The organism is Halolactibacillus sp. JCM 19043 (assembly GCF_001310395.1).
In the GTDB taxonomy this organism is placed as follows: domain Bacteria; phylum Bacillota; class Bacilli; order Bacillales; family Amphibacillaceae; genus Halolactibacillus; species Halolactibacillus miurensis.
Genome location: NZ_BAXD01000027.1, coordinates 1 through 13,867, shown reverse-complemented (window position 1 = coordinate 13,867; position 13,867 = coordinate 1). Strand labels below are relative to the sequence as shown.

8 protein-coding genes and 5 pseudogenes are annotated in these 13,867 nt (G+C 38.7%); 9 read left to right on the top strand and 4 right to left on the bottom strand.

Translation table 11 applies throughout. From position 1 onward, the window contains the following. Positions 1-107: 107 nt before the first annotated feature. The 4 genes and pseudogenes from jag to rpmH form a co-directional block, all read right to left on the bottom strand. A pseudogene (gene jag / locus JCM19043_RS11970) lies at positions 108-730 on the bottom strand (RNA-binding cell elongation regulator Jag/EloR). Next, positions 730-1,506 carry a YidC family membrane integrase SpoIIIJ gene (gene spoIIIJ, locus JCM19043_RS11965; RefSeq protein WP_062322793.1) on the bottom strand — a complete coding sequence of 259 codons (777 nt, stop codon included), beginning with the start codon at positions 1,504-1,506 and terminating at the stop codon, positions 730-732. The pseudogene jag and the gene spoIIIJ overlap by 1 nt, the downstream one beginning before the upstream one ends. A gap of 174 nt (positions 1,507-1,680) precedes the next feature. Next, positions 1,681-2,048: pseudogene (gene rnpA, locus JCM19043_RS11960) on the bottom strand (ribonuclease P protein component). A gap of 213 nt (positions 2,049-2,261) precedes the next feature. Next, positions 2,262-2,396: a 50S ribosomal protein L34 gene (rpmH, locus tag JCM19043_RS11955; RefSeq protein WP_062322791.1), complete on the bottom strand. Its 135-nt coding sequence runs from the start codon at positions 2,394-2,396 to the stop codon at positions 2,262-2,264. A 962-nt stretch (positions 2,397-3,358) separates the two neighbouring features. On the opposite strand from rpmH, the pseudogene dnaA reads away from it, so the two are divergent. The 9 genes and pseudogenes from dnaA to JCM19043_RS11915 all read left to right on the top strand — a co-directional run bounded on the left by dnaA (position 3,359) and on the right by JCM19043_RS11915 (position 13,748). After that, positions 3,359-4,707: pseudogene (gene dnaA / locus JCM19043_RS11950) on the top strand (chromosomal replication initiator protein DnaA). Positions 4,708-4,893: 186 nt separating this feature from the next. Beyond that, positions 4,894-6,033, top strand: coding sequence for a DNA polymerase III subunit beta (gene dnaN, locus JCM19043_RS11945; protein WP_062322789.1), 1,140 nt, complete (start codon positions 4,894-4,896; stop codon positions 6,031-6,033). 290 nt (positions 6,034-6,323) lie between these two features. Then, positions 6,324-6,551, top strand: coding sequence for a S4 domain-containing protein YaaA (yaaA, locus tag JCM19043_RS11940; RefSeq protein ID WP_062322787.1), 228 nt, complete (start codon positions 6,324-6,326; stop codon positions 6,549-6,551). Between the two features lie 28 nt (positions 6,552-6,579). Then, on the top strand, positions 6,580-7,710 hold the full coding sequence (gene recF, locus JCM19043_RS11935; RefSeq protein WP_062322784.1) for a DNA replication/repair protein RecF: 1,131 nt from the start codon (positions 6,580-6,582) through the stop codon (positions 7,708-7,710). Between the two features lie 5 nt (positions 7,711-7,715). Continuing rightward, a complete protein-coding gene (gene remB / locus JCM19043_RS11930; protein ID WP_231631533.1) occupies positions 7,716-7,976 on the top strand; it encodes an extracellular matrix regulator RemB in 261 nt (86 codons plus the stop codon). Between the two features lie 76 nt (positions 7,977-8,052). Next, a pseudogene (gene gyrB, locus JCM19043_RS11925) lies at positions 8,053-9,771 on the top strand (DNA topoisomerase (ATP-hydrolyzing) subunit B); the annotation flags it as partial. 21 nt (positions 9,772-9,792) lie between these two features. Beyond that, positions 9,793-9,974, top strand: a pseudogene (locus tag JCM19043_RS18960) (hypothetical protein). Between the two features lie 70 nt (positions 9,975-10,044). Next, a complete protein-coding gene (gyrA, locus tag JCM19043_RS11920; protein ID WP_062322780.1) occupies positions 10,045-12,600 on the top strand; it encodes a DNA gyrase subunit A in 2,556 nt (851 codons plus the stop codon). Between the two features lie 74 nt (positions 12,601-12,674). Beyond that, entirely contained in the window at positions 12,675-13,748 is a 1,074-nt protein-coding gene (locus JCM19043_RS11915) for an HD-GYP domain-containing protein (RefSeq protein ID WP_062322778.1), read from the top strand. Positions 13,749-13,867: the final 119 nt, after the last annotated feature.

The window sequence follows — 13,867 nt, the reverse complement described above, 5'->3', positions numbered from 1 at the left end:
AATACAAAAGCTATGCAAGAAGTCAAAGGCCTATCAATCAAAAATAACAAAAAAAGAAGCCACTTCGGCTTCTTTTTTATATCTTTATATCTCTAACTTTATTTCGCTTACTTTTTCAATGGTTTAATCACAACGTGACGGTTAGGTTCTTGTCCATCTGAGAATGTTTCAACACCTGATTGGTGTTGCAGTGCACTATGAATGACTTTACGTTCATATGATGCATCGGTTCTAATGTCACGAGCTTTTTCGTTTTTAATGCTTTATCAGCTAAACGATGGGCTAATTGTTCAAGGGTTGCCGCACGTCGTGAGCGATAATCTTCCGCATCAACAACCACACGGAAGCGTGTCTCTGATTGACGATTTAACATAACTTGCACAATATGCTGCAAAGCATTTAACGTTTGACCGCGTTTACCAATAATCATCGCAATTTTCTCGCCTGATAACTCAAATGTGACAGAATGATTATCGACTTTCGTTGAAACGACAACATCACTAGAGAAAGCTTCTGCCATCACTTTTAAATACATCGCCGCTTGTTCAACTGGATCTTCTTTAACGGTGACTTTAACAATCGCCCGTTTTGATCCAAACAAGCCTAACATCCCTTTTTTACCTTCTTCAATAACTTCAATATCAACGTGGTCCTCTGTGGTGTTAAGTTGCACTAACGCTGATTGGACCGCATCTTTGACTGTTTGTCCAGAAGCAGTTACCTGTTTCACTAGTTATTTCCTCCCGAAGTTTGCTGGAATTTGAATGGCTTACGAATAAAGATCGTTTGCAGTACCATAAAGACGTTACCTACAACCCAGTATAACGCAAGGGCAGCTGGGAAGAACATCGACATGACACCAATCATGATCGGCATCATATAAAGCATCATCGTCATTTGTGGATTCCCTGCATTTTGTGTCATGTTTGTGCCGGCCATTGTTAACTTCTGTTGTAAGAACGTGGCACCGGCTGCAACAATCGGCAAAATATAAAATGGATCAGGGTTTGATAACTCAAACCATAAGAAATTACCATCTTGTAATCCTGGTGTCCGCATAATTGCGTGATATAACCCAATTAAAATTGGCATTTGAACAATCATCGGTAAACACCCTGCCATTGGATTCACATTGTATTCTTTGAATAACTTCATTGTTTCTTCTTGTAATTTTTGTTGTGTCTGTGCATCTTTTGAGCTGTATTTTTCTTTTATTTTATTTAACTCAGGTTGTACCTCTTGCATCGCTTTTGAACTCTTTAATTGTTTCACGTTAAGTGGAACAAGAACCGAACGAATCACAAGGGTCACAACAACGATGGCCCAACCAAAACTACCTCCAAATAAATCTGCCGCTGACGTGATGAGCCAAGATAATGGATACACAAAGTATTCATCCCAAATGCCATTACTTTCTGCGGTAATTGGTGCGTTAATATCTCCACACCCTGACAATAATAAAACTAAACCAATTAAGGCCGCTAACAATAAGACCTTTTTACGCATGATCTTCCTCCTTAACATATATTTATCCATATATGTGAAACTCATAAGTTATTTTATCATTATCTTTACGGGAATACTAGAAAAAGCCTTACCTTTTAACAAACTTCCTCATAAACATAGAAAAGTATCTACTTATGGCATTAATCATCTTTATTGATTTTAATTCATCAACCATCATGAGTCTTGAACTTTATTTTTCTGTCCTTGTTTTAAAAGTTTTGATTTAAACAACACATGCGTCAGACTTTTCTTTATCTCATGAAAATCTAAATCTTTCGTTGGCACTCGCGCAATAATCACAAAATCATAAGCTTGTTTTATCTCAGGATCAAGCTCATGAAACGCTTGTCTTAGATAACGTTTGATGCGATTTCTCACAACGCATTGCCGACTTTTTTTGAGACAGATAACCCAATACGGAAATGGGTTTGATTTTGTTTCGGTAAGTAATAGAGAACGAGCTGACGATTGGCAAACGACGTCCCTCGTTTAAATACTTGTTGAAAATCATCATTTGATTTCAGTCGATATGCTTTCTTCATCTGTTTCTCCCCCTACCTACTTACCATTTGTGTATCTATTAAGTCATACGCACGTGCTTTATTCTAAAAATCGAATTTAACCGCTTTATTTTCTATCTATTAAAAATGGGATGATTCACTCATGTTTCTGTTTAACAGAGTCACGAGAGCGCTCATCCCAATATCTTTTCTCCACTTAACGTGAAAAAAAGACCACTGTCGTTAGTCAGTGGCCTATGCTGATAATACTTTTCTACCTTTGCTACGACGACGCTTAAGTACAAGACGTCCATTTTTCGTGCTCATACGCTTACGGAAGCCGTGAACTTTTTTACGCTTACGATTGTTTGGTTGAAATGTGCGTTTCATTTATACTACACCTCCCTGAGGAATTTCTAACTTTCATCTATTAGACAGCCTTATATATTATAAATAATACGAGACATGCCTGTCAATTATTATTCCTAGTGTTTACTCTACAATGTACTATAATAGCTTAAATTTTTCTGGTTGTCACGTATTTTTAAAAAAAAATAAAAAATCCTCTTAATTAAGAGGCGACTCTAACATAGTAAAAATCCAAAATAATATGATGCATTGAGGTTTTTTTGTCCCATACTAAGGATAATATTTTTCATTTCATCACTGTCAATCTTTACTGAAACTCGATAATTACTTTGATCAGTAGGCCACATTTTCAATGATGATATTTCCCCCCAATGTTTTTGATCCACTCAAACATGATACTGATTACCTTCTATTAGCACGCTTTCATTACCTACTGTCTTATCGTTTTCTACTTACTAGACGTCATTGACACATATTTATCCACAAGGACTCCTTTCTCTTATTTTCAACATTATCCACATGCTTTCCCCAGCATGCTTTTTCCTTTTTTTATTATCCACAACAATTATCGACAGGTTAAGCACACTTTCACACCTTGTGGATGAAAAATCCCCACATGTCTGTCGTTATGTGGATAACCATCGAAATACCTTGCAAAATCGCTCGTTTTTTGATATTATAACTGTGTTTAACTGAAAAAAATATATCACTATCTAAATAATTATCCACAGTCAGTGGATAACCTGTGGACATTTATTCACATCACCTGTATAAACTTATCAACAAAAATGTGTATAAAACGAACAACTGGTCTGATATACCATGATACAAGTCTTTCATTATCCACAGGCCTGTTTCTAAAACCTTTCGATCTTTTTATGAGATGGCGAGAGGTTTTTTATACTGAAAGCCACATTTTTAAATCTTAAAAACCGCTAACTTATAAGGGTTGGCGGAAACTACTGAAAGAAAGGAGCGTTTAAATGGAGAATATTGAAGAGCTCTGGGATAACACCTTAGAGGCGATTAAAGAAAAAGTCAGCAAGCCCAGTTATGATACGTGGCTAAAAAACACAAAAGCTGATCAACTAACAGATGATACATTAATTGTGTCAGCTCCTAATGAATTTGCACGAGACTGGCTTGAAAACCGTTATACAAGTCTTGTATCAGAAGCTATTTTTGAAGTAACAGGCGCTAAACTAAACACAAAGTTTGTGATTCCAGAACATGAGGCAGCTATTGAGGAGCAAATGAAGCACCTATTAAAAAGCCAAAAACCGCGTCTGATAATCAGGAGCATCCAAAAACGATGTTGAATGATAAATATACATTTGATACATTCGTTATTGGTTCTGGTAACCGATTTGCGCATGCGGCCTCCCTTGCCGTCGCTGAAGCACCAGCAAAAGCTTACAACCCATTATTTATTTACGGAGGGGTTGGTCTTGGTAAAACCCACTTAATGCATGCGATTGGACATTACGTCCTCGATCATAATCCAGATGCCAAAGTCGTTTATCTTTCATCTGAAAAGTTCACGAATGAATTTATTAATTCTATTCGTGACAACAAAGCCGAAAACTTTAGAAGTAAGTACCGAAATGTCGACGTATTACTGATTGATGATATTCAATTTTTAGCAGGTAAAGAACAGACGCAAGAGGAATTTTTCCATACATTTAATACGCTACATGAAGAAAGTAAACAAATCATTATCTCAAGTGACCGACCACCAAAAGAAATTCCAACACTTGAAGATCGGTTACGTTCACGCTTTGAATGGGGACTCATTACTGATATCACCCCACCTGACTTGGAAACGCGCATTGCGATTTTGCGTAAAAAAGCCAAAGCAGAAGGCTTAGAAATTTCTAACGATGTGATGCTTTATATTGCCAATCAAATCGATACAAACATTCGTGAACTTGAAGGGGCTTTAATCCGTGTGGTCGCTTATTCATCACTGACGAATCAAGACATTGACCCGTCACTCGCAGCTGAAGCACTTAAAGATATTATTCCAAATACACGACCAAAAGTCGTCACCATTCAACAGATTAAAGAACTTGTTGGTGAACGTTATCAAATAAAATTAGCTGAATTCGCTGCTAAAAAGCGAACAAAATCGATTGCTTTTCCTCGTCAAATTGCGATGTATTTATCACGAGAGTTGACTGATTTCTCATTACCTAAAATCGGTGAAGAATTTGGTGGTCGTGACCACACAACCGTCATTCATGCTCATGAGAAAATTTCTAAGATGATTGATGCTGATCAATTACTTCAACGAGATATTGAAGACTTAAAAGAAAAGTTAAAGAGTTTTTAAGAAAAGCGTTGTGAACAGTGTGTATAACAAAACAAAGTTATAAACAAACTGTCCACACGTGGATAACTATAATAGAATAGGGGTTTAACTGAGTTATCCACATATCTACAGTCCCTATTACTATTACTACTATTTTTTTATAATAATAATTAATATATAGACTTCCACTAGGAGGAATTTTTCGTTATGAAATTCGTTATACAACGTGACTTACTATTAGAGAGTTTACAACATGTCATGAAAGCTGTTTCACCGCGTGTCGCTGTCCCGATTTTAACTGGGATTAAAATCGAAGCTCTACCAACAGGCATTAAATTAACAGGTAGTGATTCAGATATTTCCATTGAATCATTTATACCTAAAGAAGAAGATGGTTTAGTCCATGTCGAAAACATTGAAACAGGCAGCATCGTTGTTCAAGCTAAATATTTTCCTGAAATCATTCGTAAATTACCACTAAAAACCGTTGAAATTTCAACTGATGATCAATATCAAATGACGATTGTCTCAGGTGGATCTGAGTTTCACTTAAACGGTCAAGATGCGATGGAATACCCTCAGCTCCCGGTCCTACATACGGATAATAGTTTTGAGGTTAAACATGATATTTTTAAAGAAATGATTAAACAAACCGTCTTTGCGGTCTCAACTGTAGAAACACGTCCGATTTTAACAGGCGTCAACATGAAGATTGATAACGGTGAGATGGCGTTTGTTGCGACAGACTCACACCGACTCGCTTCTCGCTCAATCAAACTCGATTCAGACTTTGTTCATATTCAATTTGATAATATTGTTATTCCAGGTAAGAGTTTAGCGGAGTTAAATAAAATCATTGATGATACAGACGACGCCGTCACAATTAGCGTGGCTGATAATCAAATTTTATTCCAGACAAAAAACCTTTACTTCCTATCACGCTTACTCGATGGTAAATATCCTGAAACGAATCGGTTAATTCCAGCAGAAAGTAAAACATCAGTTAAAGTAAAGACTAAGACTTTACTACAAGCGATTGACCGTGCATCGTTACTCGCGAAAGAAAACAGAAACAATGTCGTAAAATTAGAAACAAAAGATAACTTCTTGCAGATCAGCTCAAATACACCTGAAGTTGGTCAAGTAACAGAAGAAGTCGTAACAGAAGAAATTAATGGGGAAAGCTTAAAAATTTCCTTTAGTGCGAAATATATGATTGATGCTTTACGGATTGTAGAAGAAGAATATGTGATGGTGCACTTTACTGGTGCGATGCGTCCATTTGTCCTCTATCCTGAAAACAATCACGATATTTTACAACTTATTCTCCCTGTCCGCACTTATTAACATGTGGATAAAGACAGTACGTAAAATACATTCGATGTATAACCTATCCTTTATTGGATAATAATTTTAATATCAGCAAAAAAGAAGCGTGACAATAAGATTCCACGCTTCTTTTTCATGTTTTTAAGTGTTTTTCCCCCTTTTCGGTCCGATTTAAGGTAAAATAGATAATAAGCAAAATAAAAGCGAATAGAGACGGATTTGCATCAAGCGTACTTTTTAGTAAAATAGAAAGAAGAATAAATAGTGAGCGGTTTATGGCTTAAATACGTTAAGGGAGGTAACATTTAATGGCGTCAGAAGAAATCGAAATTCGAACAGACTATATTACACTCGGTCAGTTTTTAAAATTGGCTAATGTGGTTGAATCAGGAGGTATGGTCAAACTCTTTTTAAGTGAGTCCCCCGTTTTTGTGAATGAGACACAAGATCAACGTCGCGGAAAAAAACTCTACCCAGGAGATTCAATCTCGATACCAGAGGTCGGTACATATACCGTAATAAAAAAGAACGTGTAAAATGACATGATGAAAGTTAGGAATTCGGATGTATATTGAAAATATAACACTTACCAATTATCGCAACTATCCCAGCCTTACATTGAGCTTTGACCCTAAAGTCAATGTGATTATCGGTCAGAATGCACAAGGTAAAACGAATCTCATGGAGGCTATTTATGTATTAGCGTTCACGAAATCTTATCGAACATCAAAAGATAAAGAACTTATGATGTGGGATGAATCTTATGCTAAAATAGAGGGTACGGTTTTTAAACGGAATTATCATGTTCCGATGGAAATGCAGTTCCAAGCAAAAGGTAAAAAAGCGAAACTCAATCATCTAGAACAAAAGCGTCTGAGTCATTATGTCGGTGCTTTAAACGTGGTGATGTTTGCACCTGAAGACTTAAATTTAGTCAAAGGTAGTCCACAAGTACGTCGTCGGTTTATTGATATGGAGATAGGCCAAGTTAAGCCCGTTTATATGCATCACCTTGGGCAATACCAAAAGATATTAAAACAACGCAATTATTTATTAAAAGATCTTCAACGTCGTAAGACGACTGATATAACCATGCTTGAAGTACTAACGGAGCAACTGATCACACATGCGAGTGAGATCTTACTCCGGCGCTTGTCGTTTTTGGAGATATTATTAACGTGGGCACGCCCGATTCATTCTGGCATCACTCAAGAGAAAGAGATATTAACGATTGATTATGATGCCTCGATTGATATCGATAAACAAGCGTCACTTGATGAAATCAGAGTGCAATATGAGGCAACCTTTAAACGACATAGACAACAAGAGATTGACCGAGGGACGACACTCTACGGTCCACATCGTGATGACCTCATTTTCTATGTGAACGACCGTAACGTACAAACTTACGGTTCACAAGGCCAGCAACGAACGACGGCCTTGTCTTTAAAGTTAGCAGAAATAGAGTTGATTAAAAATGAAGTCGGCGAGTATCCCGTCTTACTACTGGATGATGTGTTAAGTGAGCTCGACCGATACAGACAGAGTCATTTGCTTAATACGATTAAAGATAAAGTTCAAACCTTTGTGACGACAACCAGTGTAAACGATATTGAACATGAAACAGTGCAGTCAGCAACCATCTTCCACGTGGAGAATGGAGATATTGTGCGTGAAGAAAGAGGGGATGAGTAATGTTTATGCATATTGGGAATGATCAAGTCATTCAAACGAGTGATATTATCGTGATGATTAATCAACAAGATATTGAAGTCTCCTCGATTAACGAAGAGATGATTGATTATGCTGAACAAGAAGATGATGAACTCGACTATGATGAAGATGTCGTGAAGACAATTATCTTTACCAATGATGGAGTCTATTATAGTCCGCTCGCCATTCCAACACTCAAGAAGCGGACCAGCATTAAAGCGATTCTCTCGCAACAAGAATCGTACTAATCCTTGAAATACACACGACGTGTCAACGTCAGATAAGTGCTATGAAATTAAAGAAATGTAGGTGAACGTAGTGGCAATGGAAGAAAATTTCGAACAAGCTTATGATGAAAGTCAGATACAGGTTTTAGAAGGTCTTGAAGCGGTAAGAAAACGTCCAGGTATGTATATCGGTTCAACCGGTGAAAAAGGCTTACATCACCTCGTATGGGAAATTGTCGACAACAGTATCGATGAGGCCCTCGCGGGACACTGTGATCATATTCAAGTCATTATTGAAAAGGATAATAGTATTACCGTCATTGATAACGGTCGTGGTATTCCAGTTGGGATTCACGAAAAATCTAATCGTCCAGCGGTAGAAGTCATTATGACGGTCCTTCATGCTGGGGGTAAATTTGGTGGCGGCGGTTATAAAGTGTCTGGTGGCCTACATGGTGTTGGGGCATCGGTTGTTAACGCCTTATCAACGTCACTTGAAGTATTCGTCCACCGTGATGGTAAGATTTATTACCTTGACTTTAGTCGTGGGAAATTAACGACTGAACTTGAAGTGATTGGTGAAACCGAGATCACCGGGACAAAGATTCACTTTATGCCCGATAAAGAAGTATTTGAAGAAACAACGATTTATAGCTATGAAACGCTACAAACACGTCTCCGGGAATTAGCCTTCTTAAATAAAGGACTTAAGATCTCCATCGAAGATAAACGTGTCGAAGGCGATACGTCTGTCTATGAAGAATTTTACTATGAAGGTGGGATTAAATCCTACGTTGAATATTTAAATGGTTCAAAAGAAGTGTTACACGAACCATTCTATGCAGAAAAAGAAGAACAAGGTATTGCGGTTGAAGTCGCGATTCAGTATAACGATGGCTTCGCCAGTAATATCTATTCCTTCGCCAACAACATCCACACATATGAAGGCGGGATGCATGAGTCAGGCTTTAAAACCGGTTTGACACGGGTCATCAATGATTATGCCCGGAAAAATAATATGTTTAAAGATAGTGACCCGAACTTAACGGGGGATGATGTGCGTGAAGGGTTAACGGCGATTGTATCGATTAAGCACCCTGATCCACAATTTGAAGGCCAAACAAAAACGAAATTAGGTAACAGTGAAGTGAGAACCATCACGGACGCAACTTTTAGTGACTTATTCTCAAGCTTCTTATTTGAAAATCCTAATACAGCTAGAATCATTGTTGATAAAGGACTGATGGCTTCTCGTGCCCGGATGGCTGCGAAAAAAGCCCGAGAACTAACCCGTCGTAAAGGCGCGTTAGAAATCTCTAACTTACCTGGTAAGTTAGCGGACTGTTCAAGTCGTGATGCGTCTAAAAGTGAACTGTACATCGTAGAGGGTGACTCTGCCGGTGGTTCAGCTAAACAAGGGCGTGATCGTCACTTCCAAGCGATTTTACCGCTTCGCGGGAAGATTCTAAACGTTGAAAAAGCACGTCTTGACCGGATTCTATCAAACAATGAAATTCGTTCAATGGTGACAGCTATGGGGACAGGTATTGGTGAAGACTTTGATATTTCAAAAGCTCGGTACCATAAAGTGGTCATTATGACCGATGCCGATGTCGATGGGGCTCATATTAGAACGTTATTACTGACGTTCTTCTACCGCTACATGCGTCCACTGATTGACTATGGCTATATTTATATCGCTCAGCCACCATTATATAAAATACAACAAGGAAAAGCGGTCTACTATGCGTATAACGAAAAAGAACTTGACCGCATTTTAGCAGAAATCCCTAAAGCGCCACGTCCAGGTTTACAACGCTACAAAGGTCTTGGTGAAATGAATGCAACACAACTGTGGGAGACAACGATGGACCTGATAATCGTACGTTACTTCAAGTCAATCTTGATGATGCGATCGAGGCAGATCAAATCTTTGATATGTTGATGGGTGATAAAGTCGAACCGCGTCGTAACTTTATTCAAGAAAATGCGGTCTACGTGAAAAACCTAGACGTATAAGACTTGTTTTAAAAAGTTTGACGAAAAAAAGCAATAAAAATGTGTCCTCAGTTGGATAGGAGGTAATTAAATGGTGGATCAAAAGCGTCCCCAGGTTCAAGAAATAAATATTGGTAAAGAAATGCGTACGTCATTTTTAGACTACGCGATGAGTGTCATTGTCTCACGTGCCTTACCCGATGTACGTGATGGATTAAAACCGGTACACCGCCGTATTCTCTATGCGATGAATGATTTAGGTATGCACGCAGATAAAGCCTATAAAAAATCCGCGCGTATTGTCGGTGATGTCATCGGTAAGTATCACCCACACGGTGATTCAGCTGTATACGAAGCCATGGTCAGAATGGCGCAAGATTTTAGCTACCGTTACCCACTTGTAGATGGTCATGGTAACTTCGGTTCTGTCGATGGTGACCCAGCGGCAGCGATGCGTTATACCGAAGCAAAGATGTCAAAAATCTCAATGGAATTACTGCGAGATATTAATAAAAATACGATTGATTATGCCGATAACTATGACGGTTCAGAACGTGAACCAGTTGTGTTACCGTCACGTTTTCCAAACTTACTTGTCAATGGTGCCTCTGGTATTGCGGTCGGGATGGCAACAAATATTCCTCCGCACCAGTTAGGTGAAACGATTGATGCGATTTTAGCGGTCAGCGATAATCCAGATATTTCGATTGAAGAGTTGATGGAAGATTACATTCACGGACCAGATTTTCCTACCGGTGCGACGATTCTCGGTCGCTCGGGTATTCGTAAAGCGTACGAAACAGGAAAAGGCTCGATTACGATTCGCGCTAAAGCTGAAATTGAGGAACAAGCAAATGGCAAGTCACGAATACTCGTGTCAGAGCTTCCTTATCAAGTGAATAAAGCGAAACTCGTTGAGAAAATTGCTGAACTGGCACGTGATAAAAAAATTGAAGGAATCACCGATTTACGTGATGAGTCTGACCGTAACGGTATGCGGGTTGTGATTGAACTTCGTCGCGATGCGAACCCAAACGTGTTGCTCAATAATTTATATAAACAAACATCCTTACAGACGTCGTTTGGTATCAATATGTTGGCACTCGTAGACGGACAACCAAAAGTGCTGACACTAAAACAAGCGCTTGAATATTATTTAGAGCACCAAAAAGTTATTATTCGTCGCCGGACAGAATATGAATTAGAAAAAGCAGAAGCAAGAGCGCACATCTTAGAAGGGTTACGGATTGCACTTGACCACATTGATGAAATTATTGCGCTGATTCGTGGGTCGAAAACAGCAGACGAGGCACGTACTAACCTCATTGAAAAATTCAGTCTGTCTGAAAAACAAGCGCAAGCGATTCTTGATATGCGTCTCCAGCGTTTAACTGGATTAGAGCGTGACAAGATTGAAGGCGAATACGAAGAACTTCAAACATTGATTAAAGAACTGAAAGCTATTTTAAGCGATGAATCAAAATTGATGGAGATTATCCGTGAAGAGCTACTTGAAATTAAAGCTAAATATAACGATACACGTATGACAGAGATTGCTTCTGGCGGATTTGACTTCTTTGAAGATGAAGATTTAATCCCTGAGGAAGACGTCGTAATTACCTTGACACATAAAGGTTATATTAAACGCCTGCCTGCTTCAACTTACCGGACTCAGCGTCGTGGTGGTCGCGGGGTACAAGGGATGGAGACAAGCGAAGATGACTTTGTTGAACACTTAATTTCAACCTCGACGCATGATACGATTCTCTTCTTCAGTAATAAAGGGAAAGTCTATCGTCTGAAAGGGTATGAAATTCCTGAGTTCGGTCGGACGGCTAAAGGGTTACCAATCATTAACCTATTAGAAATTGAAACAGGTGAGTGGATCAATGCGGTGATTTCAGTCAAAGCATTCGCAGATGACCATTACTTATTCTTTACGACAAAACAAGGGATTTCAAAACGTACTGAGTTATCGCAATTTGCGAATATTCGACGCAGTGGACTGATTGCTTTAAACTTACGTGAGGAAGACGAGCTTATTTCTGTTCGCTTAACCGATGGTGAAAAGAATATTGTGATTGCGACACGTAACGGGTCATTGATTCACTTTAAAGAAGATGCGGTTCGTTCGATGGGACGTACGGCAGCTGGCGTAAAAGGTATTAGCTTACGCAAAGGGGATTATGTCGTTTCAATGGAGATTTTAGACGAAGACCAATACGTCTTAAACGTCACGGAAAATGGTTACGGTAAACAAACACCACAATCAGAATACCGCATGATTAACCGTGGGGGTAAAGGTGTGTCTACTTGTAATATTACGGATAAAACAGGTAATGTCGTCGCTGTGAAAGCTGTTCGTGGCGATGAAGACTTAATGATCATTACTGAAAGTGGTATTTTAATCCGGATGCCGGTTGAGTCTATTTCACAAACGGGACGTAACACCCAAGGGGTCAAACTGATTCGTTTAGGTGATGATGAGACCGTTGCGACCGTTGCGGTTGTAGAAAAAACAGAAGAAGATGAAGCTTTAGAAGAAATGACTGGTGTTCAAAATGACCCAACAGATCCTGAAGTAACAGATTCTGAAGACACTTCAACAGATGAATCAACTGAACAAGCATCAGATGACGAACAATAATCTAACAATCAATCAATGATGAATAAGCGAAAGACTAAGGTCTTTCGCTTATTCTATACAAAAGGGGTGACGATATGCGTGTCCATCCAAAACAATTGGTGACAAACTGTGTGATTACTGAGGACATCTATAGTAAAGGCCTGCAGCCTATTATTCCAAAAAATACAGTGGTAACTCCGCTGATTCAAGAAGTACTAGACCGGTTTATGATTCAAGAAGTTGACGTAGATGACTATTTAGAAGACGGCATGACGTACTTTCCCCTACCGTTTGAAGCGGAGGAAGATACACATGAAAAGGTATTATCTACGCCATTTATGGAACATTATCATACCGTTGTTGAACAATACGAAAATCTGTATCAACTTTGGCAAAGTGGTGTACCCTTAGATATCCATAAAGTTAGAGAAACGATTATACCACTAGCCAAGCGTATTGATGAACATAAACGCGACGTCTTACTGTTATTTAAAGAAGTGACAAAAGATCGCTACTTAGCGCATCATAGTGTGGCAATGGCTCTGATTGCGTCTCTGCTTGCGAAACAGTCAGGTCATGATACGGACTGGATTCAAGTCTGTTTGGCTGGATTTTTAGCAGATAGTGGGATGTCCAAGATTAGCCAACGTCTTTTAAGGAAACCACAACCACTTGTTCCACCGGAATATGATCAAATAAAAAAACACCCGATCTATTCTTATCGCTTTGTGGAAAAGTGTGCCTCGTTATCAAGACAAGCTAAACTTGGGATTATTCAGCACCATGAAAAGCTTGATGGTTCTGGTTATCCAATGGGCGTGAAGCGTGCTAAAATTCATTCGTACGCGAAAATGATTGGAATCAGTGATAGTTACCATGCGATGATGTCTGAACGATATTATCAAAAAGAGAAACCGTTATTTGACACAATCATTGAGATGCGTCAACGGATCAATCATCAATTTGATGATCAATACTTATACCAATTCTTTTATCTGTTGGAAGAAACATTAAAAAATCAACAAGTGACCCTATCAACAGGTGAAAAAGCAGAGATTATTGAATTACACTTAAATAAGGATCCAGAAGCTATTGTGAGGGTGTATGGTACCAACAATATTTATACCCTTACACAGGATGCCTCACCAACAATAACCGCCTTTATTTAATTATAAGCACATAACGCTCATCACTGTCAGTCATCATAGACGACTAGTGGTGAGCGTTTTTATGAGAAAAGTAAAAATGGCCTGTATGAAAAATTGAATGACCCTATTTTTAAAGGTTG